The sequence below is a fragment of the Cellulomonas cellasea genome (assembly GCF_006538745.1).
GTDB lineage: Bacteria > Actinomycetota > Actinomycetes > Actinomycetales > Cellulomonadaceae > Cellulomonas_A > Cellulomonas_A cellasea.
Map to the genome: position 1 here is coordinate 1 of NZ_BJLR01000020.1, position 22345 is coordinate 22345.

The 22345-nt window shown below is 75.3% G+C and carries 16 protein-coding genes; 7 read left to right on the plus strand and 9 right to left on the minus strand.

Annotated features, from left to right (window positions below):
* Positions 1 to 88: 88 nt before the first annotated feature.
* A complete protein-coding gene (locus tag CCE01nite_RS11920) occupies positions 89 to 751 on the minus strand; it encodes a mycothiol-dependent nitroreductase Rv2466c family protein (RefSeq protein WP_281282390.1) in 663 nt (220 codons plus the stop codon).
* A gap of 121 nt (positions 752 to 872) precedes the next feature.
* Between CCE01nite_RS11920 and pepN the strand changes: the two genes are divergently transcribed.
* Entirely contained in the window at positions 873 to 3494 is a 2622-nt protein-coding gene (pepN, locus tag CCE01nite_RS11925) for an aminopeptidase N (protein WP_034624856.1), read from the plus strand.
* A gap of 119 nt (positions 3495 to 3613) precedes the next feature.
* Here the strand turns inward: pepN and malQ are convergent, their stop codons facing one another.
* Entirely contained in the window at positions 3614 to 5761 is a 2148-nt protein-coding gene (malQ, locus tag CCE01nite_RS11930; RefSeq protein ID WP_034624859.1) for a 4-alpha-glucanotransferase, read from the minus strand.
* 138 nt (positions 5762 to 5899) lie between these two features.
* Here malQ and CCE01nite_RS11935 point away from each other — a divergent pair, with 138 nt between their 5' ends.
* Together CCE01nite_RS11935 and CCE01nite_RS11940 are read left to right on the plus strand one after the other, a co-directional pair.
* Entirely contained in the window at positions 5900 to 8179 is a 2280-nt protein-coding gene (locus CCE01nite_RS11935; RefSeq protein ID WP_052103422.1) for a prolyl oligopeptidase family serine peptidase, read from the plus strand.
* A 5-nt stretch (positions 8180 to 8184) separates the two neighbouring features.
* On the plus strand, positions 8185 to 9339 hold the full coding sequence (locus CCE01nite_RS11940) for a mechanosensitive ion channel family protein (protein WP_246056498.1): 1155 nt from the start codon (positions 8185 to 8187) through the stop codon (positions 9337 to 9339).
* A gap of 66 nt (positions 9340 to 9405) precedes the next feature.
* On the opposite strand, the gene CCE01nite_RS11945 is transcribed toward CCE01nite_RS11940, so the two are convergent.
* Complete coding sequence (locus CCE01nite_RS11945; RefSeq protein ID WP_034624861.1) at positions 9406 to 9636, minus strand: PTS sugar transporter subunit IIB; 231 nt, start codon at positions 9634 to 9636, stop codon at positions 9406 to 9408.
* Positions 9637 to 9768: 132 nt separating this feature from the next.
* Here CCE01nite_RS11945 and CCE01nite_RS11950 point away from each other — a divergent pair, with 132 nt between their 5' ends.
* The 4 genes from CCE01nite_RS11950 to CCE01nite_RS11965 all read left to right on the plus strand — a co-directional run bounded on the left by CCE01nite_RS11950 (position 9769) and on the right by CCE01nite_RS11965 (position 13838).
* Entirely contained in the window at positions 9769 to 10185 is a 417-nt protein-coding gene (locus CCE01nite_RS11950; RefSeq protein ID WP_052103425.1) for a globin, read from the plus strand.
* Positions 10186 to 10189: 4 nt separating this feature from the next.
* The gene (locus tag CCE01nite_RS11955; RefSeq protein ID WP_034624864.1) at positions 10190 to 11065 is read left to right on the plus strand and encodes an acyl-CoA thioesterase; all 876 of its coding nucleotides are present in this window, start codon (positions 10190 to 10192) and stop codon (positions 11063 to 11065) included.
* 112 nt (positions 11066 to 11177) lie between these two features.
* A complete protein-coding gene (locus tag CCE01nite_RS11960) occupies positions 11178 to 12173 on the plus strand; it encodes a DNA topoisomerase IB (RefSeq protein WP_034624866.1) in 996 nt (331 codons plus the stop codon).
* A gap of 39 nt (positions 12174 to 12212) precedes the next feature.
* Positions 12213 to 13838 carry an SDR family oxidoreductase gene (locus CCE01nite_RS11965; protein WP_034624868.1) on the plus strand — a complete coding sequence of 542 codons (1626 nt, stop codon included), beginning with the start codon at positions 12213 to 12215 and terminating at the stop codon, positions 13836 to 13838.
* A 14-nt stretch (positions 13839 to 13852) separates the two neighbouring features.
* Here the strand turns inward: CCE01nite_RS11965 and CCE01nite_RS11970 are convergent, their stop codons facing one another.
* The 6 genes from CCE01nite_RS11970 to CCE01nite_RS11995 form a co-directional block, all read right to left on the minus strand.
* Positions 13853 to 14338 carry an acyl-CoA thioesterase gene (locus CCE01nite_RS11970; protein ID WP_034624871.1) on the minus strand — a complete coding sequence of 162 codons (486 nt, stop codon included), beginning with the start codon at positions 14336 to 14338 and terminating at the stop codon, positions 13853 to 13855.
* 130 nt (positions 14339 to 14468) lie between these two features.
* The gene (locus tag CCE01nite_RS11975; RefSeq protein WP_141372411.1) at positions 14469 to 16145 is read right to left on the minus strand and encodes a GTPase; all 1677 of its coding nucleotides are present in this window, start codon (positions 16143 to 16145) and stop codon (positions 14469 to 14471) included.
* Positions 16142 to 18289 carry a GTPase domain-containing protein gene (locus CCE01nite_RS11980; RefSeq protein ID WP_141372412.1) on the minus strand — a complete coding sequence of 716 codons (2148 nt, stop codon included), beginning with the start codon at positions 18287 to 18289 and terminating at the stop codon, positions 16142 to 16144. Before CCE01nite_RS11980 ends, CCE01nite_RS11975 begins: the two co-directional genes overlap by 4 nt.
* A 28-nt stretch (positions 18290 to 18317) precedes the next feature.
* The gene (gene ettA, locus CCE01nite_RS11985) at positions 18318 to 20000 is read right to left on the minus strand and encodes an energy-dependent translational throttle protein EttA (protein ID WP_141372413.1); all 1683 of its coding nucleotides are present in this window, start codon (positions 19998 to 20000) and stop codon (positions 18318 to 18320) included.
* 133 nt (positions 20001 to 20133) lie between these two features.
* Positions 20134 to 20754, minus strand: coding sequence for a single-stranded DNA-binding protein (locus CCE01nite_RS11990; protein WP_141372414.1), 621 nt, complete (start codon positions 20752 to 20754; stop codon positions 20134 to 20136).
* Positions 20755 to 20997: 243 nt separating this feature from the next.
* Positions 20998 to 22345, minus strand: a 1348-nt coding sequence (locus tag CCE01nite_RS11995) for a GTPase (protein ID WP_141372416.1), incomplete at its 5' end; no start/stop codon positions are given.

The window sequence follows — 22345 nt, forward strand, 5'->3', positions numbered from 1 at the left end:
CCCGCCGGTCGGGGCGGGTGCGCGGGGTCGGTCCCGGCTGGCCGTGCGCGGCGACGCGGGCGCGGTACGGGGCGCCGGCAGCGGGCCGTCAGTCGAAGACGGGTCCCTGCGTCCGGGTGCGCTTGATCTCGTAGAAGCCGGGCACGCTCGTCACGAGGACGAAGCCGTCGAACAGGCGGCCCGCGGCCTCGCCCTTGGGCGCCGGCGTCATGACGGGGCCGAAGAACGCGGTCCCGTCGATCGCGACGACGGGCGTGCCGACCTCGTCGCCCACGAGGTCGATCGCGCGCTGGTGCGACGCGCGCAGCCCCTCGTCGTAGGCGTCGGTGGAGCCGGCCTCCGCGAGCTCCGCGGGCAGGCCGACCTCGGCGAGCGACTCCGCGATGATCGCGGCGGTGTCGCGGCGCCCGCCCGGGTGCCGGCGCGTGCCCAGCGCGTCGTACAGCGGGCGCAGCACCTGCGGGCCGTGCTGCTCGGCGGCCGCGACCAGCACGCGGACCGCGGCCCACGACTCGTCCATGAGCGTCCGGTAGCTCTCGGGGAGGTCCCGGCCCTCGTTCAGCACGGACAGGCTCATCACGTGCCAGCGCACGTCGACGTCGCGGACCTTCTCGACCTCGACCATCCAGCGCGACGTCATCCACGCCCACGGGCACGCCGGGTCGAACCAGAAGTCGACGGTCGTGCGGGTCGCCCCGTCGGCGGCCGCCGCGGCGGTCTGGGTCGCGGTTGTCTCGGCGGTCTGGGGCACGTCGTCTCCTCGGGGTCGGATCGGGTTCTTCGGGGCAACCACATCATCCGCGCGGGCATTCCGCGCGTGAAATGATCGGGTCGGCCACGAGCCACCCCGCGCCCCCTGAAGGAGACACCGCGTGCCTGCTGAGAACCTCACCCGTGACGAGGCGCGCGAGCGCGCGGGCGTCGTCGCCGTCGAGTCGTACGACGTCGCGCTCGACCTCACCACGGGCCCGTCGACGTTCTCCTCGCGCACCGTCGTCCGGTTCACGGCGACGCAGGGTGCCGGCACGTTCCTCGACCTCATCGCGCCGACGGTCCACGAGGTCACGCTCAACGGCCGCGCACTCGACGTCGCGGACGTCGTCGCCGAGTCCCGGATCCGCCTCGACGGCCTCGCCGCCGAGAACGAGGTCGTCGTGCTCGCCGACTGCGCGTACATGAACACGGGCGAGGGCCTGCACCGCTTCGTCGACCCGGTCGACGACGAGGTCTACCTCTACTCCCAGTTCGAGGTCGCCGACTCGCGCCGCGTCTTCGCGGTGTTCGAGCAGCCCGACCTCAAGGCGACGTTCGCGTTCACCGTGACCGCCCCGGCGCACTGGACCGTGGTGTCGAACTACCCGGCCGCCGGGGAGCCCGTCGCCGTCGAGGGCGGCACCAACCGCAACGGCGGGCGCGACTCTGGCACCGCGACGTGGACGTTCGAGCGCACGCCGCGCATCTCGAGCTACATCACCGCGATCGTCGCCGGCCCGTACCACGCGGAGCACGGCGAGCTCACGAGCAGCGACGGCCACACGGTCCCGCTCGGGGTGTACTGCCGCGGCTCGCTCGCGCAGCACCTCGACACCGAGAACATCCTCGACATCACGCGTGCCGGGTTCGCGTTCTACGAGGAGGCGTTCGGCGTCCCCTACCCGTTCGCGAAGTACGACCAGCTCTTCGTCCCCGAGTTCAACGCCGGGGCGATGGAGAACGCGGGCGCCGTCACGTTCCTCGAGAACTACGTGTTCCGCTCCAAGGTGCCCGACGCGACCGTCGAGCGGCGTGCCGTGACGATCCTGCACGAGCTCGCGCACATGTGGTTCGGCGACCTCGTGACGATGCGCTGGTGGGACGACCTGTGGCTCAACGAGTCGTTCGCCGAGTACGTCTCGACGCTCGCGACCGCCGAGGCGACGCGCTGGACGAGCGCGTGGAGCACCTTCTCCTCGATGGAGAAGAACTGGGCGTACCGCCAGGACCAGCTGCCCTCGACGCACCCGATCGTCGCGGACATGCGCGACCTCGAGGACGTCGAGGTCAACTTCGACGGCATCACCTACGCCAAGGGCGCGAGCGTCCTCAAGCAGCTCGTCGCGTGGGTCGGCAAGGACGAGTTCTTCGCGGGCGTGCGCAGCTACTTCGCCAAGCACGCGTGGGGCAACACCGAGCTCGCGGACCTGCTGCGCGAGCTCGAGGCGACGAGCGGGCGCGACCTGTCGGCCTGGTCCGGGCTGTGGCTCGAGCAGTCCGGCGTGACGCTGCTGCGCCCCGCGATCGAGTCCGCCCCGGGCGAGGACGGCGTCGAGACGATCACGTCCTTCGCGGTGCTCCAGGAGGTGCCGGCCGAGCACCCCGTCCAGCGCCCGCACCGCCTCGCCATCGGCGGCTACGACGTCGTCGAGCAGCCCGACGGCAGCACGGCCCTCGAGCGCACGCTGCACGTCGAGCTCGACGTCGACGGCCCGCGGACCGAGGTCCCGCAGCTCGTCGGCGAGCAGCGCCCCGACCTGGTCCTCGTCAACGACGGCGACCTCGCGTACGCCAAGGTCCGGCTCGACGCGCGCTCGCACGCGACCGCGCTCGAGCACCTCGGGGCGTTCGCCGACTCGCTCCCGCGCACGCTCGTGTGGACCGCGATGTGGGACGCGACGCGCGACGGCGAGGCCCCGGCGCGCGACTTCGTCGACCTCGTGCTCGGCAACCTGGCGCGCGAGTCCGACTCGTCGGTCGTCCAGGTCCTGCTCCGGCAGCTCTCGACGGCGCTCGACCTGTACGTCGCCCCCGAGCACCGCGAGGCCACGGAGGTCGCCGCGGCGGACCGCCTGCTCGCGCTCGCCGAGCAGGCGGCCGGCGGCTCGGACACCCAGCTCCAGCTCGTCAAGGCGTTCGCCGGCCGCTCGGTGACAGCGGGGCAGCTCGACGCCGTCGCCGCGCTCCTCGACGGCTCGCGCACGCTCGACGGCCTGACGATCGACACCGACCTGCGCTGGGAGCTCCTGACCGCGCTCGTCACGGGCGGCCGGGCCGCCGAGCCGGAGATCGCCCGCCAGCTCGAGGCCGACCCGACGGCGACCGGGCACCGTGCGGCGGCCGCCGCACGCGCCGCGGTCCCGACACCCGAGGCCAAGGCGGCGGCGTGGCGTGCGGCCGTCGAGAGCGACGACCTCGCGAACGCCCTGCAGGCCGCCACGATCGGCGGCTTCGGTCGCGTGCACGACCGTGGCCTGCTCGTGCCCTACGTCGAGCCGTACTTCGCGGCGATCGAGGACGTGTGGGAGAACCGGACCAACGAGATCGCGCAGAACATCGTGCTCGGCCTGTACCCGACGGACCTGGCCGACGACGCGCGCGTGGACGTGCTCGGTGCCACCGACGCGTGGCTCGCGGCGCACCCCGACACAGCCCCGGCGCTGCGCCGGCTCGTCGTCGAGTCGCGCGACGGCGTGCGTCGCGCGCTCGCCGCGCAGGAGGCGGACCGCGCCCGCGGCTGACCCTGACGGACCCGGTACGGCGACGGCCCGGCCCCCATGTGGGGACCGGGCCGTCGCCGTTCGTGCATCCAGGCATCCACGTGCGCGACAGGCCGGTGGGCCCGCCACGCCGCGCCGCGTCAGCCGCGGTCGAGCCGGTTGCGGTTGAGCACCGCCGCGAGCGAGCGCAGGCGCGCGTTGTCGAAGAGCTCCTCGACGAGCACGACCTGCCCGGAGCCGTCCGCGAGCGGCACCTTCCAGTTCGGGTACTCCTGGTCGGTCCCCGGCTGGTTCTGCGCGCGCCGCTCCCCCACGGCGTCCGCGAGCGAGACCCCGACGAGCGCGGCCGGACTCTCGAGCACCCACGCGTGCAGCGCCTCGACGGTCTCGCGCTCCGACGGCTGCGGGCCGACGAGCCCGCGCCCGCCCAGCGCCTCGACCATCTGCTCGCGCTCGGCGCGCGCCGCACGGCGGACCTGGTCGACGGGCTCCGAGAGCAGCCCGAGGCGGTCGCGGATCGTCACGTGCTCCTCGGCGAGGTAGCCGGCGCTCGGCGGCAGGTCGTGCGTCGTGACGCTCGCGAGCGTCAGCCGGCGGTACTCCTCGGGGGCGAGCGGCTTGCCGGCGTGGTCCTTCTCGAACCAGAGCACCGACGTGCCGAGCACGCCGCGGTCGCTCAGGTAGTCGCGCACCCAGGGCTCGAACGTGCCGAGGTCCTCGCCGATCACGACGGCGCCGGCGCGGTGGGCCTCGAGCGCGAGGATGCCCACGAGCGCCTCGTGGTCGTAGCGCACGTAGGCGCCTTGGTCCGCGGGCGCGCCCTCGGGGATCCACCACAGCCGGAACAGGCCGATCACGTGGTCGATCCGGATGGCGCCCGCGTGCCGCAGCACCGTGCGCAGCATGTCGCGGTACGGCCGATAGCCGACGCGCGCGAGCCGCTCGGGGTGCCACGGCGGCTGCGACCAGTTCTGGCCCTGCTGGTTGTACATGTCGGGCGGCGCACCGACGGTCGCGCCGGTCGCGAGCACGTCGCCGAGGGCCCAGACGTCGGCCCCCTCGGGGTGCACGCCGACCGCGAGGTCGTGCATGATCCCGATCGTCATGCCGCCCTCGTGCGCGGCGCGCTGGGCCGCCGCGAGCTGGGAGTCCGCGACCCACTGCAGCCAGCAGTAGAAGTCGACGCGGTCCGCGAGCTCGGTGCGCGCCCGCTCGACGAACGGCGAGGACAGGTCCTGGGCGCCGGCCGGCCATGGCTGGCCGGCGTACTTCTCGACGAGCGCGCACCACAGCGCGAAGTCCTCGAGGCCCTGACCCTCGTCCTCGCGGTAGTCCTCGAACGCCGCCTGCCGCGCCGCCGAGCGCGGGGCGGCGAACACGACCTCGAGCGCCGAGCGCTTGGCGTCCCACGCGACGTCACGGTCGATCGGGCCGGCGTCGGTGTCGAGCGCCCGGGCGGGCTCGGAGGCCCACTCGACGAGCGCGCGGTCGGCCGCCGACAGGTACGCCGTCTCGCGGACGTCCTCGACCCGGACGTAGAGCGGGTTCACGAACCGCCGGGTCGTCGGCAGGTACGGCGACGGGGTCAGCGGGGTCACGGGCTCGGCCGCGTGCAGCGGGTTGATCAGCAGGAAGTCGGCCCCGCACGTGCGGCCCGCGAGCCAGCCGAGGTCCGCGAGGTCGGCGAGGTCGCCGACGCCCCACGACGCGCGCGAGCGCACCGAGTACAGCTGCGTCATGAACCCCCACGCCCGACCGTCGCGCAGCTGCTCGGGCAGCTCGAGGGTCTGCGGCGTCACGACCACGGTCGAGCGGGCCCGCGCGCTCGGACCGTCGGCGTGGAGCTCGTGCCAGCCGAGCGGCAGGTCGGTGGGGAGCGTGAACGTCGCCCGCCCGACGAGCCGGCCGTCGACGCTGCGCGGGTCGATCGGGACGTCGGCCTGCGGAAGGTCGCGACGACCGCCGCCCGCCTCGGGGTCGAGCTCGAGCCAGACCCGCACCGGGTCCCCGTGCTCCACGTGCACCGCGACGTGCGCGTTCCGGCCCTCCCGGACCACGATGACCGGCGGGAGGGTGCGGCGCCACGGCATGTCCTCGACGTGGGCGATCGCGAGCGCGACCCGCTCGGGCGACGACGCGTCGACGCCGAGCGCGCGCAGGACGCCGACGAGGGTCGACGCGGTGACCCGGTGCTGCGTGCCGTCGTGCGCCCAGTAGTCGGGCACGATCCCGTAGGCGGCGGCGAGACGTAGCAGGTCCGGGGTCGGTTCAGGGGTATCGGCTGCCACGCGTCGATCCTGCCAGAGCCCCCCGGAGGAACGCAGGACGAGCGGCGCGACGCGACGCGCGGCGCGGCCGGCGGACGGGGCGTCGGACCGGCCGGACGTGGGTCGCAGGGGCGCGCGGTCGACGTAGCCTTGCGGACCATGAGCGCGCACGCCCCCCTGCCCGGTCCCGCCCGCACCGCCCTCCCGCCGTACCCGCCCGCCGAGCGCCTCGACCTCGTCGAGGACCTGCACGGCCGGCCCGTCGCGGACCCCTACCGGTGGCTCGAGGACCCGCAGGACGCGCGTACCCAGGCGTGGTCGGACGCGCAGGACGGCCTCTACGCCGCCTACCGCGCGCGCCTCGTGCACGGGGAGGCGACCCCGGACGGCTCGGCCGAGACGGCCGCGGGCGGCTCCCCCGAGGTGGCACCTGCCGACGGCCCGATGTCCACCGCGCGGCTCACCGCGCGCCTGCGCGAGCTCCTGGGTGCGGGCTTCGTCGGGACGCCCGCGTGGCGGGGCGACCGCAGGTTCTTCGCACGCCGCTCGGGCGACCAGGAGCACGCGGTCGTGGTCGTCGCCGAGCCCGCGCCGGACGGCGGCACCGTCGAGCGCGTGCTGCTCGACCCCGTCGCGCTCGACCCCGCGGGGACGACGACGCTCGACGCGTGGCAGCCGAGCAAGGAGGGCGACCTGCTCGCCTATCAGGTCTCGTCGGGCGGCACCGAGGAGAGCGTCCTGCACGTGCTCGACGTCGCGACCGGTGCGCTCGTCGACGGCCCGATCGACCGGGCGCGCTACTCCCCCGTCGCCTGGCTGCCGGGCGGCGAGGCGTTCTACTACGTGCGCCGGCTCCCGCCCGAGGACCTGCCGGAGGGCGAGCAGCAGTACCACCGTCGGGTCTGGCTGCACCGGCTGGGCACCGACGCGGCGCAGGACGTCGAGGTGTTCGGCGCGGGCCTGGACCACACGAACTACTACGGCGTGACGGTCTCGCGGGACGGTCGCTGGCTCGTCGTCTCGGCGTCGGCGGGCACCGCTCCGCGCTCCGACGTGTGGATCGCCGACCTGACCTCGGGGGTCGAGTCCCCGGAGCTCGTCCCGGTCGTCGTCGGCGTCGACGCGCAGACGCACGCGTGGGTCGGGCGCGACGGGCGGCTCTACCTGCACACCGACCTCGACGCCCCGCGCGGCCGCATCGCGGTCACCGACCCGACCGCGCCCGGGGTGCCGCACTGGCGCACGCTGCTCGCCGAGGACCCTGAGGCCGTGCTCGAGGACGTCGCGTTCACCGACGCGGGCGCCGCCCCCGGGGACACGGTCGAGCCCGAGCTGCTCGTGGCCGCGTGGCGGCGGCACTCCGTGAGCGAGGTGACGCTGCACGAGCCGCGCACCGGCGACCGGCTGCCCGGCGACGACGGCACCCTGGTGCTGCCCGGGCTCGGCTCGATCGGCGGCCTCGCGACGCGCCCCGAGGGCGGGCGCGAGCTCTGGTTCTCCTACACCGACCACACGACGGTCTCCACGGTCCATCGCTTCGACACCCGGACCCGCACCACGTCCGTGTGGGCGGCACCGCCCGGGCTCCTCGCGGACCTCCCGGACGTGCGCGTCCAGCAGCTCGCGACGCCGAGCGCCGACGGGACGACCGTGCGGGCGTTCGTCGTCGCGCGGGCGGACGCGCTCGACGCCGAGGGCCGCCCGCTCGCGCCCGCTCCGACGATCCTCTACGGCTACGGCGGCTTCCAGATCTCGCTCGACCCCGCCTACTCCGCCACGACGCTCGCGTGGGTCGAGGCGGGCGGCGTGTACGTCGTGGCGAACCTGCGCGGCGGCGGCGAGGAGGGCGAGGAGTGGCACCGCAGCGGCATGCGCGGCGCCAAGCAGAACGTCTTCGACGACTTCCACGCGGTCGGCGACCGACTCGTGGCGGACGGCTGGACCACGCCCGACCGGCTCGCGTGCTGGGGCGGCTCGAACGGCGGCCTGCTCGTCGGCGCCGCACTGACCCAGCGGCCGGACCTGTTCGCGGCCGTGGTGTGCTCCGCGCCGCTGCTCGACATGGTGCGCTACCAGCGGTTCGGGCTCGGGGTGACATGGACCGAGGAGTACGGCGACGCCGACAACCCGCGCGAGCTCGACTGGCTGCTCGGCTACTCGCCGTACCACCGCGTCACGGACGGCACGGCCTACCCGGCGACGCTCTTCACGGTGTTCGAGGGCGACTCGCGCGTCGACCCGCTGCACGCCCGCAAGCTCGCCGCGGCCCTCCAGGCGGCGACGAGCGCCGACCCCCAGGTGGCACCCGTGCTGGTCCGGCGTGAGACGGGCGTCGGCCACGGCGGGCGCGCGCTGTCCCGGACGATCGGCCTCACGGTCGAGCAGCTCCAGTTCGTCGCCGACCGCACCGGGCTGTGCGCGGCCGGGGCCGCACGGTGAGCGCGGTGGACGCGGTGAACGCCCGGACGCTGCTCGCGGCCGGGGCGACGCCCGAACCCACGGAGACGACGCCCGCCGACATGGTGCGCGAGGCGAACGCCGCGATGCGCTGGCTGCTCGAGACCGGGTTCCCGTGGCTCCTGAGCACCGGGCTCCGCGTCGCCGTGATCCTCACGGTCGCCGGGCTGGTGCTGCTCGGGCTGCGGCGGGTCATCCGTACCGTCACCAACCACATCGCCGAGGGCACGCCGCTGCTCGAGCGCGGGCGGCTCGGCGACTCCGAGGTCGCCGCGGCCCTCCGGCGGGCGAGCCCGATCGTCACCGCGCGCCGGGCGCAGCGGGCACGCACGATCGGCTCGGTGCTGCGCTCGACCGCGACGATCGTCGTCGGGACCCTCGCGGTGCTCATGGTGCTCGACGCGCTCGGCGCGAACATCGCGCCGTTCATCGCGTCCGCGGGCATCGTCGGCGTCGCGCTCGGCTTCGGCGCGCAGAGCCTCGTCAAGGACTTCCTCTCGGGCATGTTCATGCTGCTCGAGGACCAGTACGGCGTCGGGGACGTCGTCGACGTCGGGCACGCGACCGGGACCGTCGAGGCCGTCGCGCTGCGCGTGACCAAGATCCGCGACAGCTCGGGCACGCTCTGGTACGTCCCCAACGGGACGATGGTGCGGGTCGGCAACAAGACCCAGGGCTGGGCCAAGGCCGTCGTCGAGGTCAAGGTCGACTACTTCGCCGACCTCGACGAGGTCCGCCACGTGCTCGAGGAGGCCGTCGGGCGCGTCGCCGCGGACCCCGTGCTCGGCACGTACCTCGAGGGCGAGCCGACGGTGACCGGCATCGAGGACCTCGCGTTCGACGCCGTGACGCTGCAGGTCACCGTGAAGACCGCACCCGCGATGCAGTGGGAGGTCGCGCGGGCGATGCGCGCCGCGGTGCGCCGTGCGCTCGAGGAGGCCGGGATCCCGCTCGGCGGTCAGCGCGACCTGCTGGCGGCCTACCGCGCGCAGCTCGACGCCGCGGTGCGGGTGCCCGAGCAGGACGAGGCCGACGCGCCGGGGGCCGGCGGGAAGGCGGAGCCGGTCACGGACACGCGCCGCGAGTCGGAGTCGCTCGACACGACGGCGCCCGCGACCGAGCCGAAGCCGCGGGGGCGCTGACCCCGCGGGCACCGTCGGCTCGGCGGCGCCCGCCGTGGCGGTGCGACGTCGCGGCGGCGTGGTTCCTCAGCGGAGGGTGTCGAGCTCCGCGGCGAGGTTGTCGGCCTCGGGGCCGACGATGACCTGCACGACGCGGCCGGACCGCACCACGCCGAACGCGCCGGTCGCCTTGAGCGCCGTCTCGTCGACGAGCTGGGGGTCCGTCACCTCGACGCGCAAGCGGGTGATGCACGGCTCCAGATCGACGACGTTCGCGTCGCCACCCAGCGCCGCGAGGATCTGCTCTGCCTTGCTCATCGAACTCCTCAGCTCGTCCGTGCGCCGTCGTGCGCTCGTCGGGGCGCACGGGTGTCCAGCGTAGTCCCGGCGCTGCCGCGTGGCGCGCCCGGGCCCCGGCGTGGACACCCGGCGCGGTGCGAGACTGGGCGCGTGACCTCCCCCGCTCCCGAGACCGGCCCGGCCCACCGCGCCGACTCGTTCTACGCCGTGATCGGCGGCCACGACACGTTCGTCCGGCTCGTCGACGCGTTCTACCGCGGTGTCGCCGACGACCCGGTGCTGCGCCCGATGTACCCCGAGGAGGACCTCGGCCCCGCCGCCGAGCGCCTCACGCTGTTCCTCGAGCAGTACTGGGGCGGCCCGACGACGTACTCCGACCAGCGCGGCCACCCGCGGCTGCGCATGCGGCACGCGCCGTTCAAGGTCAACCCCGACGCCCGCGACCGGTGGCTCCGGCACATGCGCGAGGCCGTCGGGGAGCTCGGCCTGGCGCCGCTGCACGAGGCACAGCTGTGGGACTACCTCGAGCGCGCCGCGCACTCGATGCTCAACACGTTCGAGGACTGAGCCGATGACGACCGAACCCACCGCCCTGACCCCCACGCGGGCGTTGCTCGACGTGCTCGACCTGGGCCCGGACGCCACGGAGCCCGACACGTTCACCGGCACCAGCCTGCCCCAGCCGAGCGGGCGCGTGTTCGGTGGTCAGGTGCTCGCGCAGGCCCTGCTCGCGGCGGGCCGCACCGTGCCGACGACGCGCCTGCCGCACTCGCTGCACGGCTACTTCCTGCGGGCGGGCGACGTCCGCGAGCCGATCAGCTTCGCGGTCGAGCGGCTGCGCGACGGCCGGTCGTTCACCGCGCGCCGCACGCACGCGCTCCAGGGTGGCGCCCCGATCCTGTCGATGATCGCGTCGTTCCAGGAGGAGCAGCCGGGCCTCGACTACGCCGAGCCGATGCCCGACGCGCCCGACCCCGACGACGTCGTCTCGGCGGACACCCACCTCGCCGGCATCGACCACCCGGTCGCGCGGTTCTGGAGCCAGGAGAGCGCGTTCGACGTCCGGCACGTCGAGGGCGCGATCTACCTCGGCGGCTCCGGCGAGCCGACCGGCCAGCAGATGGTCTGGGTCCGCTCGCGCGAGACGCTGCCCGACGACCAGCTCCTGCACCGGGCGCTGCTCGCGTTCGCGTGCGACCAGGTCATGCTCGAGCCGGTCCTGCGCCGCAGCGGGCACAGCTGGGCGACCCGCGGGCTGTCCATCGCGAGCCTCGACCACGCGATGTGGTGGCACCGGGACGTCCGCGTGGACGACTGGCTGCTCTACACGCAGACGGCGCCGAGCGCGCAGGGCGGCCGCGGCCTCGGGGCGGCCCGGGTGTTCACGCGCGACGGCACCCACGTCGCGTCGATCGCGCAGGAGGGCATGGTCCGGGTCCCGGACTGACGCGCTCGCCGGCGCGGCCGGGCGCCGGACCGACGGGCTCACCGGCGCGGCCGGGTCCCCGGACAGGCAGGCTCGCCGCGCGGTCCGCGCGCCGCCGGGTGAGACTGCCCGCATGCCCAGGCTGCGCCGCGCACGTGTTGACGGTCCCGGCTGGACGCGTCGCCGCGCCGGCCGGGGCTTCTTCTACCTGGACGCCCACGGCGAGCGGATCACCGACGAGGACGAGCTCGACCGCATCGCCTCGCTCGCGATCCCGCCCGCGTGGCGCGACGTGTGGATCAGCCCCCACGCGAACGCGCACATCCAGGCCACGGGGATGGACGACGCCGGGCGGCGCCAGTACCTGTACCACGCGCAGTGGCGGCTGCGGCGCGACCGCCTCAAGCACGACAAGGTGCTCCAGGTGGCCCGCAGCCTGCCCGCCGCGCGCCGCCGGGTGCGCAAGGACCTCGACCTCGACGGCATGCCGCGCGAGAAGGTGCTCGCGCTCGCGTTCCGGCTGCTCGACCTCGCGTACTTCCGCGCCGGCGGCGAGGGGTACGCGGCCAAGAACGGCTCCTACGGGCTCGCGACGCTGCAGAAGGAGCACGTGCGGATCCTGCGCCCCGAGACCGAGGGCGGCGAGGGCCGCGTGCACTTCCACTACCCCGCGAAGTCGGGCCAGGTCCGCGACGTGGTGATCGAGGACGACGAGGTCGCGACGCTCCTGCGCCGGCTCGTGCGGCGCCACGACGAGGCCGGCGACCTCCTCGCGTGGCAGGACGGCGACACGTGGCACGACGTCACGAGCGCCGACGTCGTCGCCTACGTCAAGGACCGGCTCGGGTCTGACGCCAGCCCCAAAGACTTCCGCACGTGGCACGCGACCGTGCTCGCCGCGCGGGCGTTCGCCGACGTCGGCCCGCCGCCCCGATCCGAGCGTGCGCGCCGCAAGGTCGTGACCGAGGTGGTCCGCGACGTCGCCGGCGAGCTCGGGAACACCCCGGCGGTGTGCCGCGCGTCGTACATCGACCCGCGCGTCGTCGACCTCTGGGAGCGGGGGCACACCATCCGGCCGACCCGCTCGCGCCTCGTGGCGGAGAAGGAGACCCTCGCGCTGCTTGCGTGAGCGGATGCGGACCCGGCACCGCCGGGCTCAGACTGCGACATGACCGACGACCCCCGGCCCTCGCCCGACCTGCTGCCCGAGCCCGTCGCCCCCTCGCTCCCGGGGCTCGTGCCCGGTCTCGACGCCGACGGTCGCCCGGCTCCCGACGCGCCGCTCGTGGCCGTCACGGGTGTCACCGGCTACGTCGGCGGCCGGCTCGTGCCGGAGCTGCTCGCCGCCGGTTACCGCGTGCGTGCGCTCGCCCGCAACCCGGAGCGGCTGCGCGGGCGCTCCTGGTACGCGGACGTCGAGGTCGCCCAGGCCGACGCCGGGGAGCTCGAGGAGATCCGCGCGGCGCTGCGCGGCGTGCAGATCGCCTACTACCTGATCCACGCGCTCGGCACCGGCCCGACGTTCGAGGCGCGCGACCGGCGCACGGCGCTGACGTTCGCGCGCGCCGCCCGCGAGGCCGGCGTCGAACGCATCGTCTACCTCGGCGGCCTCTACCCCGAGGGCGAGGAGCTCTCGCCGCACCTCGCGTCGCGCACCGAGGTCGGGGAGATCCTGCTCGCGTCGGGCGTCCCGACGACCGTGCTGCGCGCAGCCGTGATCCTCGGCTCGGGCTCCGCGTCGTTCGAGATGATGCGCTACCTCACCGAGCGCCTGCCGGCGATGACCGTGCCGCGCTGGGTCGAGAACCGCATCCAGCCGATCGCGATCCGCGACGTGCTGCGCTACCTCGTCGGCTCGGCCGCGATGCCGCCCGACGTCAGCCGCGGCTTCGACATCGGCGGGCCCGACGTCCTGACCTACCGCGAGATGATGCAGCGCTACGCGAAGGCCGCCGGGCTCCCCCGCCGGGTCATCGTCGGCGTGGGCGTGCTCACTCCGCGGCTGTCGAGCCTGTGGGTCTCGCTCGTGACGCCGGTCCCCTCCGGGCTCGCGCGCCCGCTCGTCGAGTCGCTCGTGCACGAGGTCGTGTGCGACGAGCACGACATCGCCGCGCACGTGCCCGACCCGCCCGGCGGGCTCATCGGCTTCGACCGCGCCGTGCGCCTCGCGCTCCAGCGCATCCAGGACGCGGACGTCACGACACGCTGGTCGTCCGCGGCCGTCTCGGGTGCGCCGAGCGACCCGCTGCCCGGCGACCCGGACTGGGCGGGCGGCTCGATGTACGTGGACGAGCGTCGCGTCGAGGTCGACGCGTCGCCCGCGGCGCTGTGGCGGGTCATCGAGACGATCGGCGGCGAGAGTGGCTGGTACTCGTGGCCGCTCGCGTGGCAGCTGCGCGGTATCGCGGACAAGCTGGTCGGCGGACCCGGGTTGCGTCGCGGGCGCCGGCCGGGCCGCCTGCTCGTGGACGACGCCGTCGACTGGTGGCGTGTCGAGGAGGTCGAGCCCGGCTCGCTGCTGCGGCTGCGCGCCGAGATGCGCGTCCCCGGGCTCGCGTGGCTCGAGCTGCGGGTCGAGCCGGTCGAGGGCGACGACCACCGAACGGTCTTCGCGCAGCGCGCGCTGTTCCACCCGCACGGGCTCGCCGGCCAGCTCTACTGGGGTGCGGTGTACCCGTTCCACGGCATCGTCTTCGGCGGGATGCAGCGCAACATCGCCCGCGCCGCCGAGACCGCGGAGCGGGCCCGCACGGACCGGCGACCGGCCGGCGACGCGGTGCGCGCGCGCACCTGAGTCGGCCCGACGGCTCAGCGTCGGTGCCGCAGCCGGACGGGCTCCTCCAGGTAGACCTCCCACGCGGCCCGGACCTCCGGCCCGATGCGTCGCGGTGAACCCGTCGCGGTGTCGACGAGGACCACCGTCGTGAGCGCCCGCGCGAACACGGTGCCGCCCTCGTCCGTGGGCGCGTCGCGCACCTCGTAGCAGACGTCGAGGCTCGCGCCGCCGAGGTGGCCGATCCACATCTCGACGAGCACGGGCGTGCGCCGGTAGCCGAGCGGGCGCAGGTACTCGATCTCCTGGCGTGCGACGAGCGTCGACAGCTCGGCGCCCGGGCCGGCGTCGAGCACCGCCGTGGGCCAGGCGGACTCCGGCGCACCGGCCGTCGGCGCCTGGCGCCAGAACGCCTGGATGCGCGCCTCCTCGAGCAGCGTGAGCATCGCGACGTTGTTGACGTGGGCGTACGCGTCCATGTCGGACCAGCGCAGCTGCACCGGGACCACGAGACGGGTCACAGGAACTCCTTCGACGGGGCGGCGGGGGTGTGTGGACGCGGGGGCGCCGAGGGCAGCGGCCCGGCGGCGGGGTTCGCGCGCGGCAGGGCTCGTCACGCCAGGCTCGGTCGTGGCGCTGGGAGCGCCACCGTCACCGAGCGGCGCGGCGGGCCCCGTCGCGGCAGCGCTCGAGCGCGGCGAGCTCGGACGTCGCGGGTTCGACGACGAGCCGCCCGGCGACCGCGTCGATCGCCTCGCGCAGCCGTCGCCGCACGCGGGTGGCCCGGCGCCTGGCCCCGACCCCGCCGGCGACCCGCCCGAGCAGCGCCACGAGCAGACCCGCGAGCGCGCCGCCGATCGCGAGCACCGTCGGGGCCGGCAGCTCCCACCACACCGGCGTGGGCGGTTCGGGGAGCTGGAGGTAGGCGCCGCCCGCGAGCAGGGCGAGCCACAGCAGCCCCGCCACGAGCGCCGCGAAGAGCACCCACTGCAGGACGCCGAGCACGCCCCACCACACCGGGCGGCGCTCGGCCTCGAGCCGGGTCCCGGCGACGGCCTGGTCGAGCGCGTCGGCGAGCCCGTCGGTCGTGGCGCGCCGGCGCGCGGCGAGGACCCAGTCGTCGGGCGCCCCCGCCGTCGCCGCGTCGGCGTACGTCCGGACGGCCGTCGCCGCTCGGGCCCGTGCGGCCGGTCCCGGGGTCGGCAGCGAGGTGCGGGCCAGGTCGGGCCGCTGCTCGTCCGAGCGCCCGGAGCCGAGCCCGAGCCGGCGCAGCGGGTCGGGCCGGAAGCGTGCGAGCCAGCGCGTCGCGGGCCAACCCGTGGCGGCACGTGCCTGCCGCGCCGCCGAGCGACGCACCGCCGCCACGACCGTCGGGACGGCGGCCGCCTCCTCGAGCGCCGAGACGAGCTCGGCTCGCGCCTGCTTGGCCGTGCGGTTGGTCGGCGCCTCCCCGCACGCCGCGAGAAGCTCGCGTGCGCAGCGCCGGACGTCGGCCCGCACGCGCTCCGTGGCCGCCTCGCGCCGCTGCGCCGCCTGGGCCAGCAGGGCCTGCAGGTCGGGGACGCCGTCGCCGGTGCGCGCGCTGACCGCGAGGACGGGGACGTCCCGCAGCCCGTCCTCGGCGGCGAGCCGGCGCAGGTCGGCGAGGCAGCGCTCGCGCTCGTCGGGCGTCAGCCGGTCCGCGTGGTTGAGCACGAGCACGACGACGGACGCGTGCCCCGCGAGCGGGCGCAGGTAGCGCACGTGCAGGGCCGCGTCGGCGTACTTCTGCGGGTCGACGACCCAGACGAGCAGGTCGACACGCCCGTACAGGCGCTCGGCGCGCACCCGGTGCTCGGTCTCGACCGAGTCGTGGTCGGGCAGGTCGAGCAGCACGAGCCCGGTCGTGACGCCCGAGGGGGACGCGGCCCCGGCGGCGACCTCGTGCCGCTCGTCGACCCCGAGCCAGTCGAGCAGCGCGTGCGCGGCACCGTCCTCGCCGTCTGTGCGTGCCGGTGCCTCTGCCGGGTCCTCCCCGGCCGGGGTGGGCCACACCGCCGCGAGAGCCTTGCCCGTCGTCGGCCGACGCACGCCCGGGACGGCGAGGTCCGCACCCGACACCGCGTTGAGCAGCGAGGACTTGCCCGAGCCCGTCGCACCCGCGAGCGCGACGACGGTGTACTCCCCGGACAGCGCGGCCCGCTCGCGGGCGTGCACCAGGACGGCGTCCGCGTCGTCGAGCACGCGCTGCGGGAGCCGGCCCTGACCCGCGTCGACGGCCTCGGCGAGCGCCTCGACCTGCGCCGTGAGGTCCCGTCCGGGAGCACGGCCGCTGCGCCGGGCGCTCACGCGTCCGGGCCGTCCTGCGGCGCACCGGTGACGCGCCGCCACCAGGACCGCAGGCGACCCTCCGGCTGCCGCTCGGGCTCCGGCGCCCCGGCTCGCTCCGCACTCGTGCCCGCGGGCGTGAGCCGGTCGCGCGCGCTGCCTGCCGTCGTGCCGTGCGCTCCCCCGCTGCCGGCCGGCTCGCCCCGTTCGGCGGCGAGGCGTGCGAGCACCCCGGCGCCGCGGAGCCTGCCCGTCTGGACACCCGCACCCGCACCCGCACCCGCACCGGCACCGGCCGTCTCGGCGGCGCTCGCTGCTGCGGCACCCTCCGCGCGGGCGGCGGCCGCGGTCACCTGGGCGACGGCCGTACGGAGCGCGTCCCCGCTCGCGTCGGCGGTGCCCAGGGCGTCGAGCTGCGCGGTGAACCGTGCGGCCTGCCCGGCGAGGACCTCCCGCACGCGCACGGCGAGCCGCTCGTGCGCCTCCCGGGCGAGCTGGCGGACGGCCTCGTCCCCGAACACCGCCTCGAGGAGCCGCTGGGCGAGGATCGCCGCGCCGCCGGCGATGCCGACCTCCGCGCCCGTGAGCCCGCCGGTCGACGCGAAGACGGCGACCATGAGGGCCGCACCGAGCCCGTTGACCCCGTAGGAGACGGCGCGTGCGGTCGTGCGCTTGTCGGCCCCCTCCCGCTCGACGAGCGCGAGGACGTCGGACTGCCAGGCGCGGATCTGCTCGGCGACCTGGGCCCGCAGGTCGCCCGACGCCCGCGACAGCGCGAGGCCCTCGAGCAGCGCGACCCCCGCCGGGTCGGTGCGCCACGCCGAGTGCGCGCGCTCGGCGGCGTCCTCGGCGGCGTCGAGCACGACGGCCTCGAGCCCGTGCCCGATCGCGTGCGCGAGCGCCGGCTCGGGGGCCCGCTGCCCACGGAACGCGGCGGTGATCCGGTCCCGCAGGCCGGAGACCTTCTGCTCGACGGCGCGCAGGAACTCGCCGGTCCCGACGACGTCCTGCCAGCGCGCGAGCACCTCGCCGCGCAGCATCGTGCCGTCGGACGTCGCGTGCTCGACGTGCGTCGCCGCGTCCTCGTAGGCGGCGGCGACCGTGGCCCGGAGCCGGGCGTCGGCCGCACGCTGGTCGTCCGACGCGCGGGCGAGGTCCTCGGCGCGCACGAGCACGTCGCGCGTGACGCCCTCGCGGGTCCCGCGGATCACCCTGGCGCGCGCGGCCGGGTCGCCGCCGAGTGCGGTGAGCCAGTCCGCGACCGCGCCCACGGCGACCTCGGGGAGCAGCCCGTCGTCGGTCGAGGTCTCGGGCACGAGGAGGACCGTCGCTTCCGCGAGGTCGTGCTCGTCGAGCATCTGCCGCAGGTGGGCGCTGACGAGCGCCTCGGTGCCGTCGTCGACGCGGTCGAGCACGAGCGCGAGGTGCACGCGCCGACGCGCCGCGGCGCCGAGCAGCTCCCACGGGACCGCGTCGGCGTACCGCGCGGCGGTCGTGACGAAGAGCCACAGGTCCGCGGCCGCGAGGAGCTGCGTCGCGAGCGCACGGTTCTCCTCGACGACCGAGTCGATGTCGGGCGCGTCGAGCAGTGCGAGGCCGGGCGGCAGGGCGGGCGAGGCGACGAGCCGCAGCCCGGCACCGTGCCCGTCCGTGCCCGTCTCGCCGGTGCCGGTGCTCGTACCGTCACCGGCGGCCGAGCCGCCCCCGGCCGGACCGCCCGTCGCGCTCCCGCGCCCCGGCCAGCCCGAACCCCCGGACACCCCGGTGCCGCCGCCGTTCGCGCTCTTCGCGAGGTCCACGCGTGCACCGACGAGGCGTGCCAGCCCGGGCAGCACGCGGTCGGTCGAGAACCACCGCGCGTCGAGCGGGTGGTGCACGAGCACCGGCCAGCGGGTCGTCGGCCGGAGCACGCCCGACGTCGTGACCTGCTCGCCGAGCAGCGAGTTGACGAGCGTCGACTTGCCCGCGCCCGTCGACCCGCCGACCACGACGAGCAGCGGCGCGTTCTCCGCGCGCAGCCGGGGCAGCAGGTAGTCGTCGAGCTGGTCGAGCACCTGCGCGCGCTCGACGCGCCCCGGACCTGCCGAGGCGACGTCGAGCGCGAGCCGGGTCTCGGCGACGCGCGAGCGCAGCACCGTGAGGGCGTCGACCAGCTCCGTGTGCACGCTCGCTGTCACCTCGCCGCCTCCCGGCTCAGTCCCGCGTCAGCTTGCGGTACGTCACGCGGTGCGGGCGGGCCGCGTCGGCGCCGAGGCGCGCGACCTTGTTCTCCTCGTACGACGCGAAGTTGCCCTCGAACCAGTACCAGCTCGACGGGTTCTCCTCGGTGCCCTCGTAGGCCAGGATGTGCGTCGCGACCCGGTCGAGGAACCACCGGTCGTGCGAGACCACCACGGCGCAGCCGGGGAACTCGAGCAGCGCGTTCTCGAGCGAGCCGAGGGTCTCGACGTCGAGGTCGTTCGTCGGCTCGTCGAGGAGCAGCAGGTTGCCGCCCTGCTTGAGCGTGAGCGCGAGGTTCAGGCGGTTGCGCTCACCGCCCGAGAGCACGCCTGCGGGCTTCTGCTGGTCCGGGCCCTTGAACCCGAACGCCGCGACGTACGCCCGCGAGGGCATCTCGACGTTGCCGACCTTGAGGAAGTCCAGGCCGTCCGAGACGACCTCGAACAGCGTCTTCTTCGGGTCGATGCCACCGCGCGACTGGTCGACGTAGGAGATGTTGACCGTCTCGCCGACCTTGAGCTGGCCGCCGTCGAGCGGCTCGAGTCCCACGATCGTCTTGAACAGGGTCGTCTTGCCGACGCCGTTGGGGCCGATGACCCCGACGATGCCGTTGCGCGGCAGCGTGAAGCTCAGGCCGTCGATCAGCACGCGGCCGTCGAAGCCCTTCTGCAGGTTCGTCGCGTCGAGCACCAGGCTGCCGAGGCGCGGGCCCGGCGGGATCTGGATCTCCTCGAAGTCGAGCTTGCGCGTGCGGTCCGCCTCGGCGGCCATCTCCTCGTAGCGGGCGAGACGCGACTTGGACTTGGTCTGGCGGCCCTTGGCGTTGGAGCGCACCCACGCGAGCTCCTCGGCGAGGCGCTTGGCGAGCTTGACGTCCTTCTTGCCCTGCACCTCGAGGCGCTGCTGCTTCTTCTCGAGGTACGTCGAGTAGTTGCCCTCGTACGGGTACAGGCGGCCGCGGTCGACCTCGCAGATCCACTCCGCCACGTGGTCGAGGAAGTACCGGTCGTGGGTGACCGCCAGGATCGCCCCGTGGTACTGCGACAGGTGCTGCTCGAGCCACAGCACGCTCTCGGCGTCGAGGTGGTTGGTGGGCTCGTCGAGGAGCAGCAGGTCGGGCTTCTCGAGCAGCAGCTTGCACAGCGCGACCCGGCGGCGCTCACCACCGGAGAGCACGGAGACGTCGGCGTCCGGCGGCGGGCAGCGCAGCGCGTCCATCGCCTGCTCGAGCTGTGCGTCCAAGTCCCACGCCTCGGCGGCGTCGATGGCCTCCTGGAGCTGACCCATCTCGGCGAGGAGCGCGTCGAAGTCCGCGTCGGGCTCCGACATGAGGTTGGAGATCTCGTTGAAGCGGTCGAGCTTGCCCTTGATCTCGGCGACGCCCTCCTCGACGTTGCCCAGGACCGTCTTGTCCTCGTTGAGCGTCGGCTCCTGCATGAGGATGCCGACGGTGAAGCCCGGGGACAGCCGGGCCTCGCCGTTCGAGGGCTGCTCGAGCCCGGCCATGATCTTGAGGATCGTGGACTTGCCCGCGCCGTTGGGGCCGACGACGCCGATCTTCGCGCCGGGCAGGAAGTTCAGGGTGACGTCGTCGAGGATGACCTTGTCGCCGTGCGCCTTGCGCGCCTTGTACATGGTGTAGATGAACTCAGCCACTGGCTCTTCGTCCGCCTCGGTGCTCGGGGGTGTGTCGAGGGAGTGCACGGATCGGGCCTCCCGGCTGCGCGCGGTGTCGCGTCGGCAGCCGGAAGGCCCGGGCCGTGCGGTCCGGTGGCCCCAGCCTAGGCGATCACCTCGTACCGGTCAGTGCGAGGTCCTCGTCGGGGCGCACGTCGGCCAGCGCGTACAGCGCCGCGTCGCTCGCGTCGACGTCGTCGAGCGCGTCGTGACCGTCGCCCTCGCGTCCTTCGTCGTCCGCCGCGTCGGCCGCGGGGTCGGCAGCGCTCGAGTGGATCGTGCGCATGTAGCGGGCCGTGCCGAACGCGAGGTCGGGGCCGATCGCGATCGCGTCGAGCACGAGCGACGTGCGCGGCTCGCCGTCGGCGGTGCTCCACTCGTCGGTCGAGAGCCGGCCGTGCACGAGCACCGGGTCTCCCTTGCGCAGCGACTCGGCGACGTTGCGTGCCGCACCCCGCCACGCCTTGACCGTGAACCACTCGGTGCGCCCGTCGACCCAGGTGCCGCGCTCGCGGTCGAACCAGCGCCGCGTCGACGCCATGCGGAACGTCGTGAACGGGGTGGACGTGCCGCCCGCGGCCGGCGACGAGGCCGTCGTCGCGCTGCCCGCCGACCCCGCGGTGGTCGTGGCCGCGCCCCCGGCGCCGCCGGCACCGGCGCTCGTGCCGGGGTAGTGCTTCGGGTCGGTGCCCAGCCACCCGACCAGTGTCAGGGTCAGCTCGTTGGTGCTCATGCGTCCTCCTCGGTGAGGGGCCGGCGAGCGCCGACCCTGTGGAGGCAGCGTGGCTCGCGGGCACGGGCGGACGGCAGTCCGACGACGCGGCCCGTGCGGGGGACGGCGCGGGGCTGGGCTGGGGGTGGGCGACGCGGGGGTCACCTCCGCCGCGGTCGACGGACGGCCATCGGCCGAGGCCGAGCCGCCAGCCGTCAGCCGTCAGCCGTCAGCCGTCAGCCGTCAGCCGTCAGCCGTCAGCCGTCAGCGCACCGTCGCGAGCGCCACGAGCTCGCGCACTCGGCGGTGCTCGGCGATGACCTCCGCGGCGGGCTCCGCGAGCCGCGTGCGCGCGACCTGCTCGAGCTCGGCGCGCCCCTCGCCCAGCACCCGCTCGGCACGGCGGCGCGCGAGGGCCCGGCGCAGCAGCCACGTGGCCGCGGCGAGCCCCAGCGCGAGCACCGCGAGCGTGGCGGCGACGGGCAGCGCCCAGTCGTCCGCCCCCCGACCCACCGACCCGAGCTCGAGGCCGAGCCCGATCGACGCGGCGGCGAGCGCCCCCACGCCCGCCAGGACCGCGAGCACGAAGCCCGCGACCGCGAGCCGGGAGCGTCGTGCGGCGACGGTCACGCGTGCGAGCGCGTCGTCGATCTCGAGCCGGAGCCGCTCGGCCGGGGTCACGCGCGCGACGATGTCGTCGGCCCAGCGCACGGGCACCGTCCGGGTGACGCCCGCGAGCCAGCCGGCCCGGGCGAGCACCACCGTGTCGGCCTGCACTGCGCCGAACGACGGCACCGTGCGTGACCCGCCGCGCACGACGGCGCCGACGGCGTCCGCGATCGCGGGCAGGCCGGCGCCCTCCGCGAGCACGTCGACGAGCTCCACGACACCGAGCCGGCTCGGCGCGGGCTCGCGGTCCGCGACCTGGCTCGCGAGCAGCGTCGCGGCGTCGTTGAGCTCGGCGCCCGCGCGCTCGGCGGCGACGCTGCGGCGGCGGACCACCGCGGCGAGCCGGTCGCGCAGCTCGGGGACGCCCTCGCCGGTGTGCGCCGACGCGGTGCGCACGTGCACGCCGGTCAGGCCGTCCTCGACGAGCAGGCCCTCGACGTCGCGGACGAGCTCGTCGTGCATGTCGGGGGCGACCGTGTCGACCTGGTTGAGCACGACCGCCATCGCGGCCTCGTGCCCGACGAGCCGGCGCAGGTAGCCGGAGTGCAGCGCGTCGTCCGCGTACTTCTGCGGGTCGACGACCCACACGAGCAGGTCGGCCATGGGCAGCAGCAGGTCGACGACCGCACGGTGCGCGGGCTCGATCGAGTCGTGGTCGGGCAGGTCGAGCAGCACGAGCCCGCGCAGGGGTGCCTCGGTGTCGCCGTCGAGCAGGCTCTCGCGCTCGATGCGCCGGTCCTCGTCGACGCCGAGCCAGTCGAGCAGCGCACCGCCGCCCTCGCCCCACACGCACGCGGTGACCTTGGAGGTCGTCGGGCGCTTGACCCCGACGTCCGCGAAGTCGAGGCCGCAGATCGCGTTGAACAGGCTCGACTTGCCGGAGCCCGTGCCGCCGACGAGCGCGACGATCGTGTGGTCGACGCCGAGCGCGAGCCGCTCGCGC

What these genes read in the sequence shown, in the direction of transcription:
- CCE01nite_RS11935 (WP_052103422.1), top strand. Translation starts at nt 5,900, where the DNA reads ATGAGCGCGCACGCCCCCCTGCCCGGTCCCGCCCGCACCGCCCTCCCG.
- CCE01nite_RS11945 (WP_034624861.1), bottom strand. Translation starts at nt 9,636, where the DNA reads ATGAGCAAGGCAGAGCAGATCCTCGCGGCGCTGGGTGGCGACGCGAAC.
- CCE01nite_RS11955 (WP_034624864.1), top strand. Translation starts at nt 10,190, where the DNA reads ATGACGACCGAACCCACCGCCCTGACCCCCACGCGGGCGTTGCTCGAC.
- CCE01nite_RS11960 (WP_034624866.1), top strand. Translation starts at nt 11,178, where the DNA reads ATGCCCAGGCTGCGCCGCGCACGTGTTGACGGTCCCGGCTGGACGCGT.
- CCE01nite_RS11965 (WP_034624868.1), top strand. Translation starts at nt 12,213, where the DNA reads ATGACCGACGACCCCCGGCCCTCGCCCGACCTGCTGCCCGAGCCCGTC.
- CCE01nite_RS11990 (WP_141372414.1), bottom strand. Translation starts at nt 20,754, where the DNA reads ATGAGCACCAACGAGCTGACCCTGACACTGGTCGGGTGGCTGGGCACC.